This is a genomic window from Sediminibacter sp. Hel_I_10 (assembly GCF_000688335.1).
GTDB lineage: Bacteria > Bacteroidota > Bacteroidia > Flavobacteriales > Flavobacteriaceae > Psychroserpens.
On sequence record NZ_JHZX01000001.1, the window covers coordinates 402,012 to 427,965 of the forward strand.

At 35.7% G+C, this 25,954-nt stretch carries 19 protein-coding genes and 2 tRNA genes; 10 read left to right on the forward strand and 11 right to left on the reverse strand.

Annotated elements, in window-relative coordinates:
- Positions 1-27: 27 nt before the first annotated feature.
- Complete coding sequence (gene msrA, locus P176_RS0101770) at positions 28-579, reverse strand: peptide-methionine (S)-S-oxide reductase MsrA (protein ID WP_026753089.1); 552 nt, start codon at positions 577-579, stop codon at positions 28-30.
- Complete coding sequence (msrB, locus tag P176_RS0101775; protein ID WP_026753090.1) at positions 580-1,041, reverse strand: peptide-methionine (R)-S-oxide reductase MsrB; 462 nt, start codon at positions 1,039-1,041, stop codon at positions 580-582.
- 449 nt (positions 1,042-1,490) lie between these two features.
- On the opposite strand from msrB, the gene P176_RS0101780 reads away from it, so the two are divergent.
- The 3 genes from P176_RS0101780 (at position 1,491) to P176_RS0101790 (ending at position 4,580) form a co-directional block, all read left to right on the forward strand.
- Positions 1,491-1,802 (forward strand): hypothetical protein, encoded by a 312-nt coding sequence (locus P176_RS0101780; protein WP_026753091.1) that lies wholly within the window; start codon positions 1,491-1,493, stop codon positions 1,800-1,802.
- A 76-nt stretch (positions 1,803-1,878) separates the two neighbouring features.
- Positions 1,879-2,916 carry a M28 family peptidase gene (locus P176_RS0101785; RefSeq protein WP_026753092.1) on the forward strand — a complete coding sequence of 346 codons (1,038 nt, stop codon included), beginning with the start codon at positions 1,879-1,881 and terminating at the stop codon, positions 2,914-2,916.
- Positions 2,917-3,011: 95 nt separating this feature from the next.
- Positions 3,012-4,580: a M28 family peptidase gene (locus P176_RS0101790; protein ID WP_026753093.1), complete on the forward strand. Its 1,569-nt coding sequence runs from the start codon at positions 3,012-3,014 to the stop codon at positions 4,578-4,580.
- A gap of 173 nt (positions 4,581-4,753) precedes the next feature.
- Here the strand turns inward: P176_RS0101790 and P176_RS0101795 are convergent.
- Positions 4,754-4,827: transfer RNA gene (locus tag P176_RS0101795), tRNA-Arg, on the reverse strand.
- Between the two features lie 310 nt (positions 4,828-5,137).
- Between P176_RS0101795 and P176_RS0101800 the strand changes: the two genes are divergently transcribed.
- Positions 5,138-5,986: a formate/nitrite transporter family protein gene (locus P176_RS0101800; RefSeq protein ID WP_026753094.1), complete on the forward strand. Its 849-nt coding sequence runs from the start codon at positions 5,138-5,140 to the stop codon at positions 5,984-5,986.
- A gap of 467 nt (positions 5,987-6,453) precedes the next feature.
- Here P176_RS0101800 and P176_RS0101805 read toward each other — a convergent pair whose 3' ends face one another.
- The 8 genes from P176_RS0101805 to P176_RS0101840 form a co-directional block, all read right to left on the reverse strand.
- Complete coding sequence (locus P176_RS0101805; RefSeq protein ID WP_037348627.1) at positions 6,454-7,341, reverse strand: carbohydrate kinase family protein; 888 nt, start codon at positions 7,339-7,341, stop codon at positions 6,454-6,456.
- Between the two features lie 106 nt (positions 7,342-7,447).
- Positions 7,448-9,193, reverse strand: coding sequence for a RagB/SusD family nutrient uptake outer membrane protein (locus P176_RS0101810; protein WP_026753096.1), 1,746 nt, complete (start codon positions 9,191-9,193; stop codon positions 7,448-7,450).
- 12 nt (positions 9,194-9,205) lie between these two features.
- Complete coding sequence (locus P176_RS0101815) at positions 9,206-12,361, reverse strand: TonB-dependent receptor (protein ID WP_026753097.1); 3,156 nt, start codon at positions 12,359-12,361, stop codon at positions 9,206-9,208.
- 12 nt (positions 12,362-12,373) lie between these two features.
- A complete protein-coding gene (locus P176_RS0101820; RefSeq protein WP_026753098.1) occupies positions 12,374-13,993 on the reverse strand; it encodes a glycoside hydrolase family 32 protein in 1,620 nt (539 codons plus the stop codon).
- Positions 13,994-13,999: 6 nt separating this feature from the next.
- The gene (locus tag P176_RS0101825) at positions 14,000-15,319 is read right to left on the reverse strand and encodes a sugar porter family MFS transporter (protein ID WP_026753099.1); all 1,320 of its coding nucleotides are present in this window, start codon (positions 15,317-15,319) and stop codon (positions 14,000-14,002) included.
- Between the two features lie 351 nt (positions 15,320-15,670).
- Complete coding sequence (locus P176_RS0101830) at positions 15,671-18,397, reverse strand: substrate-binding domain-containing protein (protein ID WP_037348629.1); 2,727 nt, start codon at positions 18,395-18,397, stop codon at positions 15,671-15,673.
- Positions 18,398-18,542: 145 nt separating this feature from the next.
- Positions 18,543-18,995 carry a site-specific integrase gene (locus P176_RS18830; RefSeq protein ID WP_197022130.1) on the reverse strand — a complete coding sequence of 151 codons (453 nt, stop codon included), beginning with the start codon at positions 18,993-18,995 and terminating at the stop codon, positions 18,543-18,545.
- A gap of 441 nt (positions 18,996-19,436) precedes the next feature.
- Positions 19,437-19,514, reverse strand: a tRNA-Pro gene (locus P176_RS0101840).
- A gap of 150 nt (positions 19,515-19,664) precedes the next feature.
- Between P176_RS0101840 and P176_RS0101845 the strand changes: the two genes are divergently transcribed.
- The 6 genes from P176_RS0101845 to P176_RS0101870 all read left to right on the forward strand — a co-directional run bounded on the left by P176_RS0101845 (position 19,665) and on the right by P176_RS0101870 (position 25,890).
- Complete coding sequence (locus P176_RS0101845; protein WP_231481161.1) at positions 19,665-21,962, forward strand: TonB-dependent receptor domain-containing protein; 2,298 nt, start codon at positions 19,665-19,667, stop codon at positions 21,960-21,962.
- A gap of 31 nt (positions 21,963-21,993) precedes the next feature.
- Complete coding sequence (locus tag P176_RS0101850; protein WP_026753102.1) at positions 21,994-23,100, forward strand: PQQ-dependent sugar dehydrogenase; 1,107 nt, start codon at positions 21,994-21,996, stop codon at positions 23,098-23,100.
- Complete coding sequence (locus tag P176_RS0101855) at positions 23,097-23,552, forward strand: cytochrome c (protein WP_026753103.1); 456 nt, start codon at positions 23,097-23,099, stop codon at positions 23,550-23,552. The genes P176_RS0101850 and P176_RS0101855 overlap by 4 nt, the downstream gene beginning before the upstream one ends.
- A gap of 71 nt (positions 23,553-23,623) precedes the next feature.
- Positions 23,624-24,238 (forward strand): uridine kinase, encoded by a 615-nt coding sequence (gene udk / locus P176_RS0101860; protein WP_026753104.1) that lies wholly within the window; start codon positions 23,624-23,626, stop codon positions 24,236-24,238.
- Positions 24,216-24,536, forward strand: coding sequence for a septum formation initiator family protein (locus tag P176_RS0101865; protein ID WP_026753105.1), 321 nt, complete (start codon positions 24,216-24,218; stop codon positions 24,534-24,536). The genes udk and P176_RS0101865 overlap by 23 nt, the downstream gene beginning before the upstream one ends.
- Entirely contained in the window at positions 24,526-25,890 is a 1,365-nt protein-coding gene (locus P176_RS0101870) for a methylmalonyl-CoA mutase subunit beta (RefSeq protein WP_026753106.1), read from the forward strand. Before P176_RS0101865 ends, P176_RS0101870 begins: the two co-directional genes overlap by 11 nt.
- Positions 25,891-25,954 lie beyond the last annotated feature (64 nt).

The following is a 25,954-nucleotide window of genomic DNA, read 5'->3' on the forward strand; positions in this document are numbered from 1 at the left end:
GCTTGTTTTATACTTTTTGTTATCAGATTATGCTGAAACTGATTTTAATTTTTCAGCGTGTAACTTTCTAAGTTTTGAAAGTTTTGGCTCAATAACAAAAGTGCAGTAGCCATAACCCTTATTATTTGAGTAGAAATTTTGGTGATCGTCCTCTGCCTTGTAAAAGGTTTCTGCTGCGCTAATTTCTGTAACAATAGGATCTTCGTAATAACTTTGCATGGCCTTTACTACGGCATTCGCAATTTTTTCTTGAGCAGCATCGTGATAGTAAATTACAGATCGATACTGTGTACCAACATCGGCGCCTTGCCTATTTAAGGTTGTAGGATCATGAGTGGTCATAAAAATAACCAACAAGTCCTCATATGACACCACATTGGCATCGTAAGTGACTTGCACTACCTCAGCATGTCCCGTTAACCCTGAACAAATTTCTCTATAGGTCGGTTTTCCCGGTACAGTACCACCTGTATACCCCGAAACGACCTCCTTAATACCCTTAACTTCTTGATAAACGGCTTCTATACACCAAAAGCATCCCGCGCCAACGGTGATTTGTTTTAAATTCTCTGTACTCATTTAGCTGTTTTCTTTAATGGTTTCATCTACTTTCATGGCATCTGAATTGACACAATAGCGCAATCCGCTTGGTTCAGGTCCGTCAGGAAAAACATGCCCTAAATGTCCGTCACAAACATTGCACATCACCTCTACTCTCACCATACCAAACTTGGTATCTTTTTCATATTTAATGGCATTCTCTTTAATAGGCTGAGTAAAGCTAGGCCAACCCGTGCCTGATTCAAATTTTATTGTAGAATCAAACAATGGGGTGTCACAGCAAATACAATTGTATTGCCCAGCATCAAATTTACTGCAAAAATCACCTGTACCAGGCGCCTCAGTGCCTTTCTGTCTTGCAATTCTATATTGTTCTGGAGTGAGTTGCTCCCGCCATTCTGCCTCTGTTTTTTCAACACGACGATCTGGTTCGGGATTTCCGTTGACACTATAATTGATAACATCTTTCCAAGTAATCATAAGCTTATTTTTTCTGAAATTTTTATTGTAGTTGAAGTTTGTCGTAATCAAGTACTTCTCATTACAACTTACCGGTCTTCTATTTTGGCATTATTGCTAGAACCCTAAGTTACGAAAACCTTAAAACCTTGGTTGTAAATAGTGCTAGAATTAAGAGGATTTTAAGAGCTGAACTCGTGAGTTTTTTTTGAACTATTTATATAAGCAGAATATTTCGGCACAATAAATGTTTAATTTCGTCTTGACATCGATTGCAATTTTATATTTCTAATCTGGTCCAGTTACCACCTACTTTTTTTTGATAACCATGGTCAAATACTTATCATTTCCGAAGTAAAAATTTTAGAACTATAGAATCAAAACATACTTTTAGTAATTTGAACCATCTCGTTTTGAGACGTTAATTAAGCATAAAGCCACTCTAACATAATTAAAGATTTAAGAACATTATGAAACAAATCGTTACACTATTAGGTCTAATTTCAGCCATCACAGCGGTGGTTCTTGCCGTCACATCTTTCTCCAATATGGCTTACATCCCAGCCATATTAGCATTGGTTTTAGGTGCTCTATCCTTTTTTATTTCTAAGCAGAAATCGAAAAAAGCAGTCCAGTTGATCTTTTTATTGACCATTTTATCTTTAAGTCTTACCATTTATAAAAGCATTTATAGTGAAGAAGAACCTTCTGAAGTTGATCAATTAGAAGACGTTGAAAATCTTCAAATTAAATCTGCTACAGATAGTATTGATGTGCAGTAAATTATACAGCTCAATACCATTTTCTAAGATTAATTTTCTTTTATTTGGAATCTAGAACCAAACCAACAGTTACCAAATGAAACTTCAATTGATTGCCTTATCGCTAACGTTGGTTGGTTCTTGCGCCACATTAAACCACGAGCAGAAAATAAAGCAGCTGCAAACCAATATCGTGTTTGAAGATGCCGAAGTGGTTTCTAAATATGCTGAGACCATCACCGCGGATGAATTAAAAACACATGTTTACGCCTTTTCATCAGACGCGTTTGAAGGACGACGCTCTGGAGAAGTTGGTCATCACAAAGCCGCTCACTTTCTTAAAAATTATTACCTACAAAATCAAATTGCCTCTCCTTTTGGAGGAGAACATTACTTTCAAGCTATTCCCGAATCGTTTTTCTCACGAGATCTAAAATCGTCTGAAAATGTTTTGGCCTATATAGAAGGCAGCGAATTCCCAGAAGAAGTGCTCATCATTTCTGGACATTCTGACCATGAAGGCTTTACCGATACCGAAATTTATAACGGAGCAGACGATAATGGTTCTGGCACCTCGGCCATTATGGAGATTGCGCAAGCTTTTAAAAAAGCAACCGATGATGGTTTTCAACCTAGACGAAGTATTTTATTCTTGCATCTCACTGGTGAAGAAGTTGGCTTAAAGGGCTCGCTCTATTACACCCAGCATCCCGTTTTCGCAATGAAGAATACCATTGCCGATCTTAATATTGATATGATTGGCCGTGTGGATGAAGCACATACAAATAACCCTAATTATATTTATATTATTGGGGCCGATCGGCTGAGCACAGAATTACATTATATCTCTGAGGCTGCTAATACGCAGTTTACCAATTTAGATCTGGATTACACCTTTAATGCAGAGCGCGACGCCAACCGCTATTACTATCGCTCAGATCATTATAATTTTGCATTGCAAGGCGTACCTGTAATCTTTTACTTTAATGGCGAACATAAAGATTATCATGAACCTACAGACACTGCCGAAAAAATAAATTACAAGCTTCTCCAAAAACGGACACAACTGATTTTTTCTACGGCTTGGTATTTGGTCAATACCGATAAACGCATTATTGTAGATCAAGACTATTGATTTGTCGTTAAATAATGTTAAAGCCAATCCCCTGAAAATAAAAGGTTGGTGGAATTTTCGTAATATCGTAAACTTAAAACTATAATTACTACTTCATGAAAAATGCCTTAATAGTCATTGCTTCTGCCCTATTATTTGCAGGATGTGGCTCTTCAAACAAAACCACTTCTGAAAATTCTAAGCCTAAAGCAGCAGCAAATCCCGTAGATTATGCGAGCACAATTACTTCAGCGGAGCTCAAGGAAATGCTCTACACCTATGCTTCAGATGAATTTGAGGGCCGTGAGACTGGTGCTCCTGGTCAAAAAAAGGCGGTTAACTATTTAAAAGATCAATATATCGCTATGGGCATCCCTTCTCCATTACCTGGAGACACCTATTTTCAAGACGTGCCATTGCAAAAACAAAAAACACCAGACGTCGAGTTCTCTGTTGGAGATACAACATTCGAGAATTTTGATGATTTTCTGGTCTCTGGAAGCGTACAAACACAAAAATTAGATATTACTGAAGTTGTTTATGCTGGTTACGGGATAGATTCTGAAAATTATTCAGATTACGATGGCCTTGATGTTAAAGATAAAATTGTACTTATAAAAGCAGGAGAACCAAAAGATTCCGATGGCAATTACTTAAGCTCAGGTTCTAACTTAGACACAAAATGGAGCAATGGCAGACAATCTGTATCTTCAAAACGAGATGCTGCAGAAGCTAAAGGTGCTAAAGCCTTATTATTTTTATATCCAGAACTATTAGAGCAATATGGCGCCTATTACAAACAGTTGGAATTATCTAGCAACTCGGGCAGAATGTCATTAAAGTCTAATGACATCCCAATGATTTCTATGTTAATTAGTAATGCAGTTGCTGAAGCCATCTATCCTGAAATTCAAACAGCAGATCAACCTAAAGTCTTAACTACAGGCTTCACTATAAACATTACAAGTAAAACTGAGGAGGTTGCTTCTGAAAATGTCGTGGCCTTTATTAAAGGTTCTGAAAAACCAGATGAAATTTTGGTCATATCGGCACATCTAGATCACGAAGGCATTAAAAATGGAGAAGTATATAACGGTGCTGATGATGATGGATCGGGCACTATTGCCATTTTAGAAATTGCTGAAGCTTTTAAACAAGCAGAAAAAGACGGCTACGCCCCAAAACGATCTATTTTGTTTTTACACGTTACTGGAGAAGAAAAAGGACTTTTGGGATCAAGACACTATTCTGATAACGATCCTATTTTTCCTTTAAAAAATACAGTGGCCGATTTAAATATTGATATGATTGGACGTACCGATCCCGAGCGTGAAGGCGATCGTAACTATATCTACTTAATTGGTAGCGATAAATTAAGCACAGAACTTCATACAATTTCTGAGGAAGTCAATTCAAAATATATGAACATCACCTTAGATTACAAGTATAATGATGATAATGATCCTAATCGTTTTTATTACCGCTCAGATCATTATAATTTTGCTAAAAACAACATACCGGTCATCTTCTATTTTAACGGCACCCATGCAGATTACCACCAACCTAGTGATACACCAGATAAAATTCAATATGATCTGCTTGAGAACAGAGCTCGCCTCGTGTTTTATACTGCTTGGGAACTCGCCAATCGCAATGACAGAATTACTGTGGACAAAGCGCAATAAGACAGTAGAAATTTTATATGAGTTTACAAAAAACCTCGCTATGTATTTAGCGAGGTTTTTTTATACTATCTATTTAATCTTTAGGTTTTTGAGATACCGTAAATGGAACTGATCTTACAAACAACAAGACAATTAAAAACAAAAAACCCTTGCATTAGATGCAAGGGTTTTCGTGAGCCCTGAAGGATTCGAACCTTCGACCGCCTCCTTAGAAGGGAGGTGCTCTATCCAGCTGAGCTAAGAGCCCGAAATAAAAACATAAGAAGATACTTATTCTTATGGTCGGCAAATATACGATTTCTATTAAAAAGTCATAAGGAAAACATTATTTTTTCCCCTTAATTTTTATTTAAATATGGTTTACTGAAAATCAATCGGTTAATTATAGCATATCCTTTCTGTCCCAAGCAAAAAGCATAAGAATCACTTTTTTATATCAGCGAAGTATCACTTATCTTTGATAAAAAGCGAATCTCTTATTGAAATTCAAAATATGGGTTTATATGTCAACCCGTTTGATTTTGAACACACTATTTGCTAACCAGCTCTGATTATTAATGGAAGAAGAAGAAAAAAAACAGGAAGCACATCAAAAAGATTTAGAAAAAAAGTCTAATGAAGTTGAAGATGTCAAGAATTACACCGAAATTTTAAGTCGTGTCATACACGAAGGTGAGGAAATTTTCAAGCTTAAAAAAAGAGCTGTTTTTCTTAGCTCCTGTATTGCTGGCTTAGAAATAGGTTTTAGTTACGTACTGGTTTGCACCTTGTACTATCTTTTTGCTGGAAGCTTTGACGAGGCCTACATCTACAAGATGTTTGGGTTTGTGTATCCCATAGGCTTTATACTAGTTATTTTAGGAAGGTCTGCACTTTTTACAGAGCAGACTTCAGTTTTAGCATTACCAGTACTAAATGGGCAACGCACCATTTGGGAGTTACTTCAAATTTGGGGTATTGTTATCTTCGGAAATGTGATTGGCGGGATTCTGTTTGTATTTTTCATTACGTCTATGGCCACCAAACTAGGTTTGTTTGATCAAGAGACCATGGTGACCGTAGGATCTCATATTTTAGATCATGAATATTGGGTACTTCTTATTAGTGCTATTACCGCGGGTTGGTTGATGGGCTTGTTAACTTGGCTTTTAAACTCCTCGGTAGACGTGTTAACACGCATCATCATCATTATTATCATAACGGGCACAATTGGCTTTGCAGGCTTCCATCATAGTATCGTTGGAAACATTGAAGCCTTCGGAGCCTTTTTATATGCCGATGATATCTCCATTTTAGATTATCTGGTTTTCTTAGCGTTAACTCTATTAGGAAACGGACTTGGCGGTGCTATTGTTGTAGGACTTTTTAAATACAGGATTTTCGAATCTAACTACGCCGCTGAATAATTTGAGTAGCTCAAGTAGTTTTTTAAGCTAGCAATCTTACTCCTATTCAATAGCATTCATATTCAGTAGCATTCATTTTAGAAAATAAATCATAAAATAAGCCTGAACATCTTATTGAGATTTTCAGGCTTATTTTGTTCCGGTGGCAGGGAATGAACCCTATCACCAATATGATTAAAAATTAATCTATAACACAACTCCCAATGATAACCGATTAGGCAACTGTATTAATAACAACTTTCGATTTGGATTAGATTGAAAAATAAGTTTCTTAACCTATCATCTAATCCTACTATTTTTATGCAAATTTTATGATATTTAAAAGAGCATTCCCTTAATATTCTAATTCTTTGTTTTGTGGATTTACTTATATCTTAACTATCGTTCAACGCCTTCGACAGTGTTGAAATAGAAACGCTGCATATAACGGCCAATTCCTTTAAGGTTATTTTCATTTTTTATAAACTCTATTCATAAGGATTTATAAAGCTATCGATTTCCTTTTGAGAGATTTTTGGGTTAGCACCTTCACTTTGTGTTACCAAAGCACCAACGGCACAGGCATAATCTATAGCATCTTGCGGCTTTTTGTCATTAAGCAACTGACTTGTCAAGGATGCTAAAAAAGAGTCTCCCGCTCCAACGGTGTCAACCACTTTAATTTGATAGCCACTATTATAGAAAAATGAATCTTCAAATAGTAACACTGCACCATGTCTGCCCTTGGTGACACATATACTTTTTGTATTGGTTTTTTCGGAAATGTATCGAATGTTTTGCTCTAATGAGTTGAATTTTGAACCTAAGGACTTACAGATTTGAAATAATTCATCATCATTGAACTTAATGAAGTTTGCCGCCTCCATTAATGAAATCAAGACCTCTTTTTTATAATAAGGCTCACGAAGATTGATATCAAAAATCTTGTGTTTTGCCAATTTCAGAAGTTCATAGAGTGTATGCCTTGATGTGTCATCACGAGCAACCAAACTTCCGTAAACAAATGCATCTGAAGATTTTATGCTGTCTTTTATTTTATCAGATAACTCTATTTTGTCCCAAGCTCTCGGAAATTTAATGTCGTAGGATGCTGAACCCTTTTCATTTAACATCACTTTTACTTTACCTGTTTTATATTGCTCATCCACCTGTATTAGAGATGTGTCTACATTATTTTCCAATATAAAATCTACTAATTTTTCTCCATTAGTATCATTTCCTATCCTACTAATCATGGAAACGTGATTGCCCAATGAGGCAAGTCTAATAGCAACGTTTAAAGGTGCTCCACCTATTTTTTTATGGGTTGGAAATACATCCCATAAGACTTCTCCGAAACATGTTATTCTAGCCATAGTATCTATAAAATTATTCCAGAAGAAATAAAACTAATTACTTCCTCTGGAATTTAAAAAACCAATTCAAAAATTAACTCAAAAAATTAAACTTCTTAATTAAAAATTAATAGCCAGGATTTTGCAAATACAATCCACCGGTAAAATCGATCTCACGTTGTGGAATTGGATAATATTCATCACGTCCTGCTGTAAATTGTGCGTTGGAAAGAAAGTCCTTTCGCGTTCTTTCAACTTCCAAATAACCATTAAGCACTTGTTCCGCCATTCCCCATCGCACTAAATCAAAAAACCTTTGCCCTTCCATACCAAACTCCAATCTTCTTTCAAACATTAGCGCCTTAAATGCATCAGGTTGAGACATTCCCGAAGGGTACATACCCACATTGTAAACATTCGAAGCACCTGCATCTATTTGCCTTTGTGTACTTGCTGCTGCACGAGCTCTTATTTGATTAATTATGTCTACGCCCGCACTAACCTGACCTAATTGAATCATAGCTTCCGCTTTGAATAATAGCACATCGGCATAACGTATAAAGTCAATATTTTTAGAAGTTCCAACAAATGGTCCTTCTTTTACATAACAAGAACAATCTGGCGACTGTTGTTCTTTCATATTGCCAAAATAACCATATACACCAGGATCTCTCGCCCAAGCAAAGTTATAGATCATATCGCCTGTTGTATTCACAGTGTTACGGTATTTAAATGGACGCCCAGGAATACCAACCGTGTGATCAATTCTTGGATCTAAAGTAATACCTGGAGCTAAAGCAGTTTCACCATTGTCGTCAACAACATCATAAATATTCGTATTATTAAAAGTATCTAACAATGGTAATCCTGAAGCATCCGTTTTAAATGCATTTACCATATTATGACTTGCCAAATGGAAACCACAACAACCATATAATCCTGTTCCATGCGGCGAGTTTAGGCCAGTAACAAAACTTACTCTACTAACAATTGTTCCGTCATTGATTGAAAACTGTGCCGCCCAAATAGACTCCTGACCGTTATCAAATCCATCTAAAAAATTATTTCCGTAATCTGGCTCTAAACTTGAGGTCACTTCATTTGCATAATCGATAACTTCTTGCAATCTAGCAGCATTTATATTCGTTACTTGATGGGTTGGAGATTGTTCATAAGCTTGATATAGTCTCAGTTTAGCCAGATATGCTGCTGCAGCATTTCTATCGGCTCTGCCAACTTGGTCTTGAGCCTGTGGTAAGTTATCGTAAGCAAATAAAAAGTCTTCAGCAATAGTATTCCATAAGTCATCATTATCGACGTCATTTGAAATTTGTAAGATCTCTTCTTGTGATAAACCTTCTGTTATATAAGGAATCTTTTTGAACAATGTCTTAAGTATGAAATGGGAATGCGCTCTTAAAAAACGCAATTCAGCTTGTCTCAAAGCCTTATCAGGATATTCGGCATCTGGAATGGAATTAATGACATCCAGAGCAAAATTTGCTCTAGAGATGGCTTTATAGTAATTTGTCCAAGTTCGTGGCCCCATAAAATCTGAAGGATCATCGGCAATAGTTAGATTATATTGTTCATAACGATCAATAATATCAACATCTCCACGACCACCACCGCCTTTATAGGCGTCGTCCGAACGTACACTACCATAAACCCACATACTCGTTAAAGGGCCCACCATATCATCATTTGCTATTCCTGCATAGGCAGCAACCACTAATGCTTCTGCGTTTTCTGCTGTGGCAACATTTTCATTTGACAAAACACCTTCAGGCTCGTATTCTAAAAAATCTTCAGAACATGCCGCTACTAAAAAAGTAACTAAAATTCCTATTGTTATTATTTTAATATTTTTCATTTCTAATATTTATTAAAAGTTAATGTTAAGCCCCAAGGATAAGGTTGTAGGCACTGGAATACTATTAACGTCCGTTCTTTCAGGATCGGCACCTATATAATCTTTTGGGGTGAACCAAAACAGATTCTCTCCTTGAAAGTAAATTCTTAAGTTAGTCATTCCCAACTTTGAAGTAATGTTATCAGGTAATGTATAGCCAAATTGAAGGTTTCTTAATTTAAAATAGGAATTCTTTCTAAACAAATAGTCTGATGTTCTTTGGTCATTGAACGCTAATGATAAAGATGGAATTGAAGAACCCGTATTAGTAGGTGTCCAAGCGTCTAATAAACCAACTCCTCCATTTTCTCTACCCTGAACAAAGTTATTCCAGAAAATATAAGGATCTTGACCAATTCTTCCTGTAACGCCCGACCCAAACACTGACAAATCAAAATTCTTATAATTCAAATCGATTCTAACGCCATACTCTAAATCTGGCAAAGTCGTACCTATAAAATCGCGATCATCACCATCTATAACGCCGTCACCATTCAAATCTTGAAATTTTAAGCCTCCAGGTCTAGCACCAACTTGAGTAGGACTCGAATCTATATCTGCTTGACTTTGAAATAATCCATCTGTTTTATATCCGAAGATTGAAAATTGGGAGTGTCCAATGATAGAATTATCGATAGTACCAGGATAAGATGATACCACTTCAGCAGGTAATGCTGTGATTTCATCATTAAATGCTCCAAAATTTGTTGATATTCCTACCCTTAGACCATTATTGAATTCTTTAGAATACCCGAGTGATAATTCCCAACCTCTTGTTTCGGTGGTTGCGCCATTTAATACTCTCAATTGACCTTCTCCAATTACTGAAGCGATAGGAGGAGTCGTTAGGATATCACTCGTTTCTCTCGTAAAATAATCAAAGGACCCCTTTATATTATTATTGAACAATGTAAAATCAACACCAACATTTATCTCTCTGGTAGTTTCCCATTTTAAAGCAGGATTTGCTGCCTGTATTGATACAAATCCCGAAGGTAAAGTGCCACCGTTATTTCCATTTAAATCATATGCAGTACCAACGTTGTTATAGATCTCGAAAAAACCATCAGTGAACTGAACCTCATTAGGCCCATATCTAGTTTCAAATAGTCCAAATCGCGACACATCCCCAATAGTCTGGTTACCAACTTCGCCGTAACCTGCTCTAAATTTTAACGCATTGACAATATCGTTCTCTTTCCAAAAATTTTCATTGTCTATTCTCCAACCAACACTGGCTGCTGGAAAAACACCATATCTGTTTTCAGGACCAAATCTTGATGACCCGTCTCTACGAAGGGTGAAAGACGCTAAATATCTATCTTGAAAAGCATAATTCACTTTCCCAAACTGTGACAATAATCTACTACCTGTCGATGAGCCTGAATTTGTGCGTGCGCCTGTTGCTGCATTTAGTTGAAAGAATGACTCTGTTTCTACTGCGAAAGTATTTGCGGTAGCGCTGACTCCTGTAAAATCAGTTTTTATTGCTTCTGTGCCCAATAAAACGCCTATTTTGTGGTCCTCTCCAAGTTCTAATTGATAGTTCAATGTATTACTGAATACAACACTTGAAAACTTACTGGAGCTCTCTATAAGTCTGTTATCAGCACGTGTTATAAAGCCATTGAAAACTCTGCGTTCAATATCTCTTCTTTTGAAATCCCCATAATCCAGTCCTAAACTTGATCTAAAAGTTAGATTCTTCACGATGTCAAATTCTACATAAATATTTCCGAAGATGTTTGTCCTTTCCGTATTATCATCTTGATTTATATCTTGCATTAAAAGGGGGTTATTCCTATCAGAATAACCAGCTCCTAATGGTCCTGCATAATTTCCATTGGCATCGTAAACGGGTAAGGTTGGTGCCAAAGTGATACCCAACCCTGGAGTTGGTGCACTACCAACATCTCGAGAAGCCAAGGTTTCATCTGATGTTGTAAATTGAGTATTAATACCTAAACGTATCCTATTGTCTAAAAAATTAAAGTTTGAGTTTAATTTTGCTGAAATTCTTTCATACCCTGTAAATTTTAAAATCCCTGTGTTTCTTAAGTGTCCAATATTTAATAAATGAAAAGACTTATCTGTACCTCCAGAAACGGAGATTTCATTGTTATAAACATAACCTGTTTGATAAAGTTCATCTTGCCAATCAGTATCACCAGAAGGCACAGAGGTGTCTCCACCTACGAAAGGCTGTACAGTAACACCATTTAATACAGGATTATTAAAATCACCATTCCAATCAAAGTTATAAATCTCACCGTAACCACCATTAGGATCCGCTCCATCGTTTACTGAAGCTTGCCATAATACCTCACCTCTTTGTTGTGCATTAAGCATATCATAGCGTTGTTTTTTTTCTGACAGCACTGATACATTGGAGTTTATGCTTACTTTTATTTTTTCTTCTCCTCCTGATTTAGCACTATTTTTTGTGGTAACAATAATAACACCATTACCAGCTCGTGCACCATATAGTGAAGAAGCTGAAGCATCCTTCAGCACTTGAACGGATTCAATAGTACTTGGATTTAACCCTGCAAAAATCTCCTGCCTTACAGTAGGCACTCCATCTATAACATACAGCGGATTGTTATCACCTAATGTAGTAGCACCACGAATTAAAACATTATTGTTAATTCCTGTTGGGTCTCCTCCATTCTTTTGGATGAACAAACCTGAAACACGCCCTTGTAATGCCTGTACTGAACTACCAGAACTCATGCTTACGGCTTCTGCAGGTCCAAGTTCTACGACGGTAATTGCTCCAGTGACATCAACTTTTCTCTCTGTAGAATATCCTGTAACAATAATTTCGTCAAGTGCCGCTGCATCTTCATTCATTTCAACGTTCACTACAGAACGTCCGTTAATTTGTACTTCTTGAGTTTTATAACCTATGTAGCTAAAAACCAATATTGCATTTGGATCAACATTTTCCAAAGTATAATTACCATCAAAATCTGTGGCGGTACCTTGAGTGGTGCCTGACACAACGATAGTAACACCGGGCAAAGGCATACCGTCCACTTGCGCGATAACAGTACCGCTAACCTGTGCTTGAGTCAATAAGCCCATAAGAATGAATACAGGTAAAAATATGAGTTGTTTTAATTTCATAATTATTTAGTGTTAGTTAAAATTTAATTTGTGAATTTCAATATGGTCAAGAAAGAATTCTTTCTTTTTTGGTTCAATACTTAATTTATCGAATGGTGTATTTGGAAAAAATATTTCTGTCATTACTGTTTCTCCGTCATCAAAAAATAATTCTATAGATGTTTTATCAATTATTATGGTTCCTGAAAAATCTGGATTATCTGAGGTTCTTTTAGCTAAAGAGACGCGATCAGCAAATTTTTCTGAAAAACCTGTTTTTCCAGATTGTCTTCTATCAACAAAAAAGTTTTTATCATTAGTATTATATCCAAAGGCTAAACTGTCTCCAAACTTATTTGTCAAGCTGAAGGTGAAACCGGAATCTTCTAAATCTGAAATTTTGAAATTTATTTCTGTACTTGATAAATCCATCAATTTTGAATCTATAAGTTTTGTATTGCCGTTAACTATTATTGAATCTTCTTTAAATTTCGTGCTTCTATAGCTGGCTATTTCTTTAACTGGTTGAAATAATAATCTATAACTTGAATCTATTTTTTGAAGTTCTACTGCTCTTGCAATAGTCATGGCACTTCTCCAAGTTTCAGTAGGCACTTCTTGAGCATAGTTCCAGTTAGACATCCAACCTAAAAACAACTTCCTACCATCGGTATCTGGGATATTAGCCCAAGTTACTCCGGCGTAATTGTCTCTTCCGTAGTCAATCCAAATAGATTTATGTTCTGAATTATTTAAGTCATTTTCAAATGATGGATCTATTGAGAATTGTTTACCATCGAAATCCCCGACGAAATACTGGGTCGCACTACCTCCATTTGGTCCTCCTGGATTAATACTAACAAACAACACCCATTTTACTTCATCTGTTCCTTGAACTGCCATTGGAAAGAAATCTGGACATTCCCAAACGCCGCCATGTGCACCTATTCCATTACCAAAATCAGATTCTAATTTCCAGTCTTTTAAATTTGAAGAGCTGTAGAACATAATTTTTTGACCAGCGGCCAATACCATAAGCCACTTTTCATGTATAGAGTCCCATACAATTTTTGGATCTCTAAAATCTTTCATTCCTGGATTTTTAATTACAGGGTTTTCAGAATATTTAGTAAACGTTTGTCCCTCATCTAAAGAATAGGCGATCGCCTGGGATTGATAATCTGTTTTACCAGATTTTTCACCGTCCATATCATGGTAGGTAAACATAGCAATAATAGGCTCACCTCCACCTTTGCCAAAACCAGACGTATTATTTACATCGACTACTGCACTACCAGAAAATATATATCCTTTTTCATCTGGGTATATAGCTATTGGCATTTCTTTCCAAGTAACCATGTCAGAACTTACAGCATGTCCCCAGTGCATAGGGCCCCAAACATTGCCGTCAGGGTAATACTGAAAATACAAATGGTAATATCCATTGTAATAAAACATACCATTTGGATCATTCATCCACGCTTTCTTTGGTGTGAAATGAAAATTGGGACGATACAGCTCTTCTTCTGAATATGCCACTTTATCAGCCTTAGTTTCTATCTTTTGACTCTCTGTGGACTTATTTTTACAATTATGAAATAATGACACACAAATCATCAATAACATAAATTTTGAATAATAAAATCGTTTCATTACTTCTTACCTTTTAGTTAATTTTTTACTTAAATCTTCAAGCGAAATACCTTTTGTCTCCGGCATAACAAATGCTACAAATAATAATTGAAATACCATCATTACAGCGAAAAACAGAAAGACGACTCCAGCACCTATGGTTGAAAATAGCACTGGTACTAATGAGGGCACCACTGCAGCTAATATCCAGTGAACCGAACTACCAAATGATTGTCCAGACCCTCGTAGGTGGTTAGGGAAAATTTCTGAAATGAATACCCAAATCACAGTTCCTTGCCCAATGGCATGAGAAGCGATGAACATGAATAAAAATATTGGCATCGCATTGCCTTCCCAATTCAAAAAGAATGCTGCCGATACTAAAGACAATGAAACTATATATCCAAAAGAACAGATATACATCAATTGTTTTCTTCCCAACTTATCAATTAAGAAGATCCCTAATAGTGTAAAGAGCATATTGGTTACACCTACACCTATACTACTCAATAGGGCTGCGCTTTCTCCTAATCCTGCTTCTTCCAAAATTCTGGGTGCGTAATATAAAAATGCGTTAATGCCTGATAATTGATTGAAAAACGATATAGAAAATGCTAGAATTAAAGGAAACCTATATTTCTTGAGGAAAATGTTTTCATTCGGAACCGTGTTATCCATTTCATCCTTTATCTCCAACATCAATTTCTCGGGATCTAAATCAGGATTTATTAGCTTTAAAACTTCCTTCGCCTCACTATTTCTAAATTTTGTCAATAACCATCTTGGACTTTTTGGCACTGTTAAAGCAAAGACCGTATAAATAGCTGCTGGAAGTGCTTCTATACCCACCATCCATCTCCATGCATTTTCACCAATGCCATTCAACATATAATTAGAAAAGAAGGCTACCAAAATACCAAACACAATATTGAACTGATAGAGGGCTACTAATTTACCTCTATCTTTTGCAGGTGCTATCTCTGATATATAGGCAGGAGCTGCTATAGTTGATGCACCTACACCAAGGCCTCCAATAAACCTAAAAATCGCAAATGTAATAGGATCGTTTGCCAGACCCGAACCGATTGCAGATGCAGTATATAAGACGCCAATCCAAACTAGTGTTTTTTTACGCCCCAGTCTATTGGTTGGTATGCTACCGAAAAGAGCACCAACAACGGTGCCCCAAAGAGCCATTCCAATTACAACTACACCATGAATGATATCTGAAGAACCCCACAATAATTGCAGTTTCTTTTCAGCTCCAGATATGACGACAACGTCAAAGCCAAATAAAAAACCTGCTAATGCAGCTGTAATTGACCAGATTAAAATTTTCTTATTCATATTGTATCCATTTGAAGTTACAATGTATTTCAAATACCTCTTTCGGATATTTGAAATTGTATCAATATGTTACAATATTGTTAAAGAAATATTAATTAAATTTAATCAATTGATTTTTAAATAGTTATATTATTTTTAAAATTTCAACTAAAACGTTGTATTGTAAATATGTTACATGAAATTTCAATTGTGTAACAACAAAAGGTCAGATAATCGTTTTGAATATGATAAAATGGAATAGACAATCTCTTAAATAATTCATTTTTTCATATCATATTTAAGAAATTCATTAAAAACTATCAAAATATTGTCAATATGACAACCCGCTTTAAACGGTACATCAATAATGAATTAATTATCTCTAAATGCTTTTGGAGATATATTCAATTTTGCTTTAAATGCCGTGGAGAAATAGTTGGGAGACGAAAAGCCTGATGCATATGCAATTTCAGAAATAGACAATGTAGAATCTTTCAATAATTCTTTGGCCTTATCCAGACGGATATTTTGAATATAATCGCTTATGCTAATACCTAGAATAGCTTTAATTTTTCTATATAGTTGAACTCTTGAAATTAATAATTGATCGGCTAAATTTTCTACAGTAAAATTTGAGTTGTCGATATTTTCTCGAATAATTAGGTTCAATTTTTGTAAAAATTCTTGTTCGATAGTTCCAAACTCAGCCTCTTGACCTATGTTATGAATGCTATTGATATAATAGTACCTCAATTTTTCTCTGTTATACAACAATGTTTTTATGGATTGACTTAAAATTGCCAGACTAAATGGTTTAGTCAAATATAAATCTGCACCAGATTCCAAACCTTTAATATAAGACTCTTTATTGCCCAAAGCCGTTAGAATAACAGTTGGTATATGCGATGTGCGTAAATCCTTTTTCAAGGTTTCACAGATTTCAAAACCATCTTTAACAGGTAAGTTGACGTCACAAATGATTATATCTGGTATTATCTCTATAGCCTTCTCTATGCCATCATTGCCGTCCGATGTATATATTTCATAAGAGATCGATAGTTTGTTTTTCAAAAATTTAACCAAATCAGAGTTGTCTTCAATAATCAATATGGTGTATTTTTCTTCAGATTTTGATATTACTTCGGTATCGTAAATATCATCCTCATACTCTTGATTAAAACCTGAAACTTCATTATCAACCATAGCTGGTTCCAATACGATTTCATCACTGCTCAAATGTGCTCTGTCTTTATATAGTGTAATTAGAAATTCCGAACCATGCTTGCTGTGCACCTCAATACTTCCCTTATGCAGTTCAACAATTTCACGAGAGATATGTAAGCCAATTCCAGAGCTGGCTTTATTATTATTAGAGCCTTGGTAAAATGCTTTAAACACGCTTTCCAACTCATTGTCGGGAATCCCTATACCAGAATCCTTAATCGATATTTTTACGAAATTGGTAGATCTTTCATCATTAATATCAATTATGATTTTACCATTGTTTGGAGTAAATTTAAAAGCATTCGATAATAAATTAAAGAACACCTTATCCATAAGATTTCTATCCAAGAATATGGTTAAATCTAAATTGTTGCCTTCTATTTTAAAATCAATATTCCGCTTTTGTGCTTCCCTTTCAAAATCTTTATAGATGTTATTTATAAAAGTAAAAAGGTTGGTTTCCGATGCTCTGAATATGAATTTCCTGTCTTCTAACTTTCTAAAATCCAGTAATTGATTGATAAGTCTCAATAAGCGTTTTGAATTGTTGAAGATTAATGAGAGTTCGTTTAAAATTTTGGAGTCCCTAATTTTCTTCTCTTCGGATAGAGATTCGATGGATGACAATATTAAAGTAATAGGTGTCTTGAACTCATGTGAGAGACCAGTAAAGAAATTTGTTTTCGCTTCATTGCTTGCCTTGACCTCTTTAGCTATTTTTTTAATTTGATTTCGTTGAACTGTGATTTTTCGATTCTGTAATTCTAACTCCCGTTTTTTCTTTTTTAAATTATAGCTTGTGTAAATACTATAAACCCCTAAAAGAATACTGAGGATTAATAAAACCAAAAGCAACCTTAAGGCAATATTTTGAGAGGTATAGTTCTTTTCTTGTAATTTAATTTTGTCCTGTTGAAAATTTATATCTTGTTGTTGTTGATAAATTTTATCGAACTGTTTACTCATGATGTCAGCATTGCGAGCATCAATTACTATAGTGTTCAAGAGATTGTTTTTGGCTACTGTTTTTCCTTTCAATATTTCTAAAGAAAGACGTATTGCTTCATCCCCTCCTGTAGGATATAAAATTGTAGCCAATAATTTATTATCCTTGACCATTTGAATGCCTCCATTTGGCCCATTTAGACCGTCAACACCTATAATACTGATTCGGTTTTGAAGTTTTTTTTCTTTAACAACCTGCCATGCTCCCAAGGCCATTCTATCGTTATGGGCAAATATATAATCCACATCTTTAATACTATCAAGTACTTTACTTAAACTATTTTTTATGGAATAACTCTCCCAATTACCCTCAATCACTTTTATAACCTCTAAATTTGGATTATTGGTTACAACCTCCTCAAAGCCTAAACTTCTTTCCAAAGCTGGCGAAGATCCAGAAAGTCCCTTTATTTCAATTATTTTTTTGAGACTATTGGAGAAGGAAGCAATATATTTTGCTGCATTAATTCCAACTTGATAATTATCTCCACCCAAATACGCGGTGTAATTTTCGCCCTCTGTTTTCCTATCCACAATAATAACAGGAATTCCATTTTTAAATGCTTTTTCAACTACTGGTGTAATCTGCTTTGACTTTATCGGTGATACAATGAGAATATCAACGTTTTCGGAAATAAGTTGTTCAATATCTTTAATCTGATTCTCAACCTTGTCATCACTATCAAGAATTTTAAGTTCAATTTCTGGATGAAATTCCGCTTGAATTTCCATAGATTTGTTCATAGACTTTCGCCAGTCATCCTTGGTTCCAGTTTGGGAAAAGCCAATCTTAAATTTCTTCTCATCTTCGAGCTTATTGCAGGAAACCAAGCTCAATACAACAAACACTAAAAATATTAATCTTAACATTTTATAATTAGAATTTTGATAAATGTATAGAATTCATATTCTATAATTCACAATCTGTTAAATTAAAAGGTTTAATATCGCGAAATTTTGATTTGATATATTTAGAATCGATTTGATTCAGTGTATCCAATTTAAAGCAAAAATTTTAGTTGGCTTTTTTCACTTTGGATATACTAGCATTTTTTAGTTTCTCCTTCAATTGCAACATATCATCATTTGCCTTACTTTCAATTACTTTCGCATAAATTTGAGTTGTAGACAATCTTGAATGCCCTAATAATTTTGATACTGTTTCCATTGGTACGCCATTAGTTAATGTTATTGTCATAGAAAATGTATGTCTGGCCAAATGAAATGTTAGGGTTTTATGTCTTTCAGACAGGTCTCCTATTTTCTTGAGATATGAGTTGCGTTTTTGATTTGAAATTTTCGGAGAAACAGTAGCTTTGGCCAGTGATTTTGAATGTTTTTTATATTTATTAATCAACTCTAGTGCTTTTGATAATATTGGAATTTTTAAAGGGTTGTTCGTTGTAACCCTATGAGTAATAATCCATAATTTTCCATCAATACCGTGAAGAATGTCAGAAGGTTCCAAACTAATTGCATCAATATAACTTAAGTCTATGTAGCATTCATAAACAAACATATCCTAACCAAACAAAGACGTTTAATTGAAAATTGCTTTTGGACGAAAGTCAAATCAACAATTCGGTTACTTCTTTTTGGTGATTTCAAAAAGGTAACCGAATAGGTCACTTTTTTAAATCAATTTAGCTCAAATTTTATGTTGCCCTAAAAACTACAAAACCTATATAATCATATGATTACCAATATTTTGTGTTAAATCTATTTTTAAAGTAGTCGGGGTGGCAAAATTAACTTTGTTGATTCTGAAAAGGAGTTGTTGCTCATCAAAAGCCAAAACTGCAAAAAGCGGTTTTTAAAGGCTTTTTTTGATTTAATTGCTAATGCACAACTATGTTGTCAACGCTACCAAATAAAAAAGCCAAAAAATCGATGATTTTTTGGCTTTTAATGGTCGGGGTGGCAGGATTCGAACCTGCGACCTCCGCGTCCCAAACGCGGCGCGATAACCGGGCTACGCTACACCCCGAATTGGTTATCTGTAACGGGTTGCAAATATAATTGTTTTTCTTTATTTAAAAAGGAATTCTCATTAAAATATACAAGACCTTGGGCAACGCATCTATCCCATGAAAACTCGTAACTTTGCTGCTTGTTAAATTTCAGAAACCAAAGTTAGATGATGACCAAACCTTACGGTCTTTTCCTTATATTCATTTTAGTCTCTTTAAACAGTTTTTCTCAAATCGATTACCACGGAAAAGTGATTGATAAAGACTCTGGTAATGCACTTGAACGCGTGCGCATTATCAATACCATATCCCAAGATACCTTAGTTTCAAATAGTAATGGTTTTTTCAGAATTCCGAATTCTGGAAACTATAAATTACAGAAATTTGGTTTCTATGAGCAAACTGTTAACTTGACCACAACATCCTACCGCATTATATCATTAGAACCCAATCCTTCAAAACTCAGCGAGGTTATAGTTAACGCCAATCATCTCCCAACTGTTTTAGAAAAGGCAACAGCTACCATCAATATCATCAGTAAAAAGGATATCGAACGTTCAAACAACACCAATTTTGCTCCTATTCTCAATCGTGTACCCGGACTTTTTATGCAAAGTGGCGCTTTAAACACAAATCGTATAACCATTAGAGGGATTGGATCACGGACCCTGTACGGCACATCAAAAATTAGAGCTTATTTTAAAGACATCCCACTTACAAATGGCAGTGGTGAAACTACTATAGAAGATTTTGAACTGGCGAGTATTTCAAATATAGAAATTATCAAAGGGGCGACATCTAGCAGTTACGGTGCTGGTCTTGGCGGTACAATCATTTTAAAACCTCAAAATTCTTACTTAAACCAATCCTCTCTAAATAATGAACTTACAGTGGGATCTTTTGGTTTGATCAAAGGTATTAACAATCTTAATCTAGGATTTAAAAACAATAGTATTCGTGCGGTATACAGCCATACACAAAGTGATGGATATCGAGACAATAACAATTACAACAGGCAAACCTTTACTCTAAGTTCTCAACATTATATTAATGATACCAATGAGATTTCAGTTTTAGGAAGTTTCGTCAATCTCAAAGCATTTATTCCTAGTTCTATCAATGCTTCAGACTTTGAAAATAATCCAGAAAAAGCAGCATTTACTTGGCAACAGTCACAAGGATTTGAAGACGCTAACCGAGGCATTTTAGGCTTATCCTGGAATCATCAATACAACAGCAATCTCAAACAAATTACAAGCGTATTCACGTCTTTTAGAACTGCTTTGGAACCGAGACCTTTTAATGTCTTAAGAGAAAATAGTTTTGCTGTTGGGTTAAGAACTCGACTTCTTGGCAATATTATAGTATTCAACAAACCACTTAACTACACCTTTGGCGGCGAAATTTTTAACGATACATACACGGCTCGCACATTTGAAAATCTATATGAAGATTTTCCCGCAGGAACTGGCAGTGTTGAGGGCAGTAAGCTTTCAGATTTTGAAGAAGACCGACGCTATTTTAATTTGTTTTTTGAAACTGATTATTCGTTTTCTGATCTTACCACCCTAACTTTTGGGTTAAACCTCAATCAAACGAGTTACGATTTAGATGATAATTTTCCATCTTCCGAAGTCAATCCAGACCAGTCAGGAACGTTTAAATACAACACGATTTTATCGCCTAAATTGGGACTTTCTCATCTCATTTCCGAAGAAATTAGTCTTTTTGCAAGTGTTAGTCATGGCTTCTCTCCTATTTCACTCAATGAAACGTTATTACCAGATGGGCAAATTAATACCGATCTACGACCAGAAACTGGATGGAATTTTGAAATAGGCACTAGAGGACAACTTTTGAAAAACCGATTACAATACACGGCTTCTTTGTACCGTTTAGACATTAAAAACCTCGTTGTATCACGTCGTACAGCTTTAGATCAATTTATTGGCATTAATGCCGGGAGAACCCGCCATGATGGTTTAGAGCTAAGTCTTGATTATAAATGGTTGCAAAAAGAAGCATTTCAACTCAGTTCTTTTTTATCTTATACTTATAATAATTACACCTTTCAAGACTTTGTGGATAACGAGACTGATTTTTCTGGCAATGATCTTACGGGTGTTCCCAATCAAATTGCCAATTTGGGAATTGATTTTAATACCGCTTGGGGTCTTTATGGCAACATCAACCAACAATACGTTGGTGCCATACCAATAACCGATAGCAATTTATTATATACTGAAAGTTATATGCTTACGAATCTTAAGTTCGGCTATAAGAACCAATTAAGCAAGGGCTTAACATTTAATATCTTTACTGGTCTCAACAATCTCTTTGATAAACATTATGCCGCTCAGGTGCTCATCAATGCCACCGGTTTTGGAGATAGTGCGCCTCGATATTATTATCCTGGAAATCCTGTAAACTATTTTTCGGGACTAAATTTAAATTATGTATTTTAAGTATCTTGATGCCTAAACTAAAACACGATTCATGACGCTTTCAAAACACAGCTTTTTTATCCTCTTTTTTTTGAGCCTTTTCGCCTGTGCTCAAGATAAAAACCCGATTAACACCAATAACACACATGAAGTCATTGTTCCTGATCTTAATATCCCATGGGGCTTTACCTTTCTTCCAGACGGCGCTATGCTTATTACAGAAAAAGCAGGAGAAATCATTCACTTTAAAGACGGTAGAAAAACCGAGATAACTGGAGTTCCTCAAGTATACAACCGTGGCCAAGGTGGTCTACTGGATATTGCATTACACCCAGACTATGCGCAAAACGGGTGGATTTATTTGACCTATGCGTCTTCTGAAGGTGATGATAATGGAGGACACACCGCCTTGATGCGCTGTAAATTAAAAAATAACGCACTTGTTGAAAAAGAAGTGCTTTACAAGGCAACGCCAAACACAACCAAAGGACAACATTTTGGATCAAGAATTGTTTTTGATGATAATGGCTATTTCTTTTTTACCATTGGAGAACGTGGTAATCGGGACGAAAACCCGCAGGACATTACTAGAGATGGCGGCAAAGTATACCGCCTAAATGCTGATGGCACCATACCCAACGATAATCCCTTTGTAGATGCTGCCAATGCTAAAACGGCCATTTATTCTTACGGACATAGAAATCCGCAAGGCATGGACATACACCCAGAAACCCGCGAGATTTGGGCACATGAACATGGTCCAAAAGGTGGGGACGAAATCAACATTATCAAACCTGGTAAAAATTATGGCTGGCCTGTAATAAGTTACGGTGTCAATTACAGCGGTACTTCGTTTACAGATATTACAAAAAAAGAAGGTATGGAGCAACCGCTACATTATTGGGTACCCTCTATTGCCCCAAGTGGTATGGCTTTTATTTCGAGTGACGTATACAACGGCTGGAAGGGTAACCTATTAGTAGGATCATTAAAATTTCAATATCTAGACAATTGCTATATCGAAAACGGCAAAGTCGTAAAAGAGGAGCGCTTACTTGATGGCTTAGGTCGCGTGCGCTCAATAGAACAAGGTCCTGACGGTTATATGTATGTCGGCATTGAAAACTTAGGCATTGTGAAATTAATTCAAACCAAATGAGAGCAGCTATACTATTAATTCTTCCAGCACTTTTAGTTTTAAGTTGTAATTCTTCTGAAAAAAGAACCGATACCATTGCGATGTCTTCGGAAACAGAAACTATAATAGCACAAAAGGATAAGCTAAAAGAGAGCATGGAACGAGGAGCAGCTATTTACATGGATTTCTGTATGAGCTGTCACCTACCCGACGGTAAAGGCGTGCCCAAAGCTTATCCCCCTTTAGCGAATTCTGACTATTTAAAAAACAAACAGACCGAAAGTATAAAAGCCATTAAATATGGTAAGTCTGGAAAAATTGTGGTTAACAGTGTTACCTATAATAATATGATGGCCAGTTTGGGGCTTACTAACAAAGAGGTGGCCGATGTGATGAACTACATCAATAACAGTTGGGGCAACTCTTATGGTGAAATGCTAACCGTAGAAGAAGTTTCAAAAATTGAACCCTGATTTTTGTTTTGAATTGCTAAATTTGTAGGCAATCTGATAGATCAGGTTCTAACAAAACTCTATAAAAAGCTATGCTCATAATTGGTATTGCAGGCGGCACAGGCTGTGGAAAAACAACTGTGGTCAACCAAATTCTCAAAGAATTGCCAGAGGGCGAGGTTGGTGTAATCTCTCAAGATTCGTATTACAAAGACACAACGCATCTCAGTTATGAAGAGCGTGTAAAAATCAATTTTGACCATCCAAGATCTATTGATTTTGAATTACTAGAGCAACATTTAAAAGCGCTTAAAAAAGGGCTTGCTGTAGACCAACCAGTTTATTCTTTTGTAAAACACAATAGAACTGGAGACTCCATCCACACACACCCGCGAAAAGTAATGATTGTAGAAGGCATTTTGATCTTAACGCACCCCGAGCTTCGTGAGTTGTTTGACATCAAGATCTATGTGCATGCTGACAGTGATGAGCGCCTGATAAGACGTTTAAAACGTGATATTTCTGAACGTGGTCGCGATTTAGATGAAGTCTTGTCACGTTATCAAAACACACTCAAGCCAATGCACCAGCAGTTTATAGAACCTATGAAAGAGTATGCAGACATCATTATCCCAAACAATAAATACAATACGGTGGCAGTAGGCATTGTAAAAACCATAATTAATGAAAAACTTAAATATGCTTAAGTATTTGAAGAACATTTTTGTGATTATCTCTATAGGCTTTGCTATTTGGATGCTCTTCTTTGACGCCAACTCGCTACTCATTCATAATGAGCTCAACAACGAGATTAGTGATTTGGAAGATGAAAAAACCTATTATAGCAAAGAAATCACTAAAGATAAAAAAGCCATCAAAAGCTTAAGTACCGATGAAGGTATTGAGCGTATTGCACGCGAAAAATATTACATGAAAAAAGAAAATGAAGATATTTATATCATTGAATATGAGGATAGTTTAAAACTGATAGCACATGACGAATGAACCCTTATTTGATAAATTTGACGAGGTTTCCGCGAAACAATGGAAACAAAAAATACAAGTAGATCTAAAAGGCGCCGACTACAACGAGACCCTAATTTGGCAATCTAATGAAGGCATCAATGTAAAGCCTTTTTACCACGCAGATCATTTTAAGGTTTTACCCGATGTCTCCAAAACACGACCAGGCGAATTTAAAATTTGCCAAACGGTCTTTGTTCATGATCTCAACTTAGCAAAACACATCGCTGTAGATGCTATTGCTAGAGGCGCAGAAATGATTCGATTTATTATTCCTTCTGAAAAAATCATCATAAAGGAGTTATTACAAGACATCCAATTAGATAACACCGCAGTTTATTTTGAACTTCAGTTTCTATCTTCAGAATACGTCAAAACCATCCCTTCAAAATACACGTTTATCTTAACCGATATCATAGGAAATCTAACCAAGACGGGAAATTGGTTTAAAAATTTAAACGAGGATCATCTCCAATTTTTAGAGATCGTTAAACATTCTGGTCAGTTTTCAATAGATGCTTCCATTTATCAAAATGCAGGAGCTACAATGACGCAACAATTGGCCTATGCCCTAGCCCAAGCTGCCGAGTATTTAAATCATTTAGATAAAAAGCTTTCTAAAGATCAAAAACAGAACTTAGAGGTTATATTTAATGTTTCCGTAGGCACAAATTACTTTTTTGAAATCGCAAAATTGAGGGCCGTCAGAGTACTTTGGTCGATTCTCGCTGAAGAATTTGAAGTAAATAGCAACTGCCACATCATAGCTTTGCCCTCTAAACGTAACATGGCCATTTATGATTATAATGTTAATATGTTACGAACTACCACTGAGTGCATGAGTGCTATTCTTGGTGGCGCAGACACTATCAATAATCTGGCCTATGATACCATTTATCATAAAGACAATGAATTTGGTCAACGTATTGCTAGAAATCAATTATTAGTTTTAAAACACGAAAGCTACTTTGACAAAGTAGATAATCCTGCAGATGGCAGCTATTATATAGAGACCTTGACCAATGAGCTTGCAGAAAAAGCATTGGAGTTGTTCAAAGATATTGAAGCTAACGGGGGGATATTGCACCAACTAAAAGACGGAACCATACAACGCAAAGTCAAGGAAAGTGCTGCTAAAGAGCAAGCGCAGTTTGAGGCAGGAGATCTCGTGCTATTGGGCAGTAATAAGCATGCAAATTTAGATGATAAAATGAAAGACGATTTAGAGCTCTATCCGTTTGTAAAAACGAATCCCGTAAAAACCCTTATTGAGCCAATCATTTCTAAACGTCTATCGGAACAACTGGAGCAAATCAGACTAAAAGAAGAGTCTTAAGATACATTTAAGGCTATTTATGAAGGGCTTTTGCCATATACTCAAATAGATCAAAGTTTAAATA

Coding starts and splice junctions, on each gene's coding strand:
- P176_RS0101810 (WP_026753096.1), bottom strand. CDS start 9,193: ATGAAAAATATTAAAATAATAACAATAGGAATTTTAGTTACTTTTTTA.
- P176_RS0101855 (WP_026753103.1), top strand. CDS start 23,097: ATGAGAGCAGCTATACTATTAATTCTTCCAGCACTTTTAGTTTTAAGT.
- P176_RS0101845 (WP_231481161.1), top strand. CDS start 19,665: ATGATGACCAAACCTTACGGTCTTTTCCTTATATTCATTTTAGTCTCT.
- P176_RS0101790 (WP_026753093.1), top strand. CDS start 3,012: ATGAAAAATGCCTTAATAGTCATTGCTTCTGCCCTATTATTTGCAGGA.
- P176_RS0101870 (WP_026753106.1), top strand. CDS start 24,526: ATGACGAATGAACCCTTATTTGATAAATTTGACGAGGTTTCCGCGAAA.
- udk (WP_026753104.1), top strand. CDS start 23,624: ATGCTCATAATTGGTATTGCAGGCGGCACAGGCTGTGGAAAAACAACT.
- P176_RS0101800 (WP_026753094.1), top strand. CDS start 5,138: ATGGAAGAAGAAGAAAAAAAACAGGAAGCACATCAAAAAGATTTAGAA.
- P176_RS0101865 (WP_026753105.1), top strand. CDS start 24,216: ATGAAAAACTTAAATATGCTTAAGTATTTGAAGAACATTTTTGTGATT.
- P176_RS0101825 (WP_026753099.1), bottom strand. CDS start 15,319: ATGAATAAGAAAATTTTAATCTGGTCAATTACAGCTGCATTAGCAGGT.
- msrB (WP_026753090.1), bottom strand. CDS start 1,041: ATGATTACTTGGAAAGATGTTATCAATTATAGTGTCAACGGAAATCCC.
- P176_RS0101830 (WP_037348629.1), bottom strand. CDS start 18,397: ATGTTAAGATTAATATTTTTAGTGTTTGTTGTATTGAGCTTGGTTTCC.
- P176_RS0101780 (WP_026753091.1), top strand. CDS start 1,491: ATGAAACAAATCGTTACACTATTAGGTCTAATTTCAGCCATCACAGCG.
- msrA (WP_026753089.1), bottom strand. CDS start 579: ATGAGTACAGAGAATTTAAAACAAATCACCGTTGGCGCGGGATGCTTT.
- P176_RS0101805 (WP_037348627.1), bottom strand. CDS start 7,341: ATGGCTAGAATAACATGTTTCGGAGAAGTCTTATGGGATGTATTTCCA.
- P176_RS0101815 (WP_026753097.1), bottom strand. CDS start 12,361: ATGAAATTAAAACAACTCATATTTTTACCTGTATTCATTCTTATGGGC.
- P176_RS0101785 (WP_026753092.1), top strand. CDS start 1,879: ATGAAACTTCAATTGATTGCCTTATCGCTAACGTTGGTTGGTTCTTGC.
- P176_RS0101820 (WP_026753098.1), bottom strand. CDS start 13,993: ATGAAACGATTTTATTATTCAAAATTTATGTTATTGATGATTTGTGTG.
- P176_RS0101850 (WP_026753102.1), top strand. CDS start 21,994: ATGACGCTTTCAAAACACAGCTTTTTTATCCTCTTTTTTTTGAGCCTT.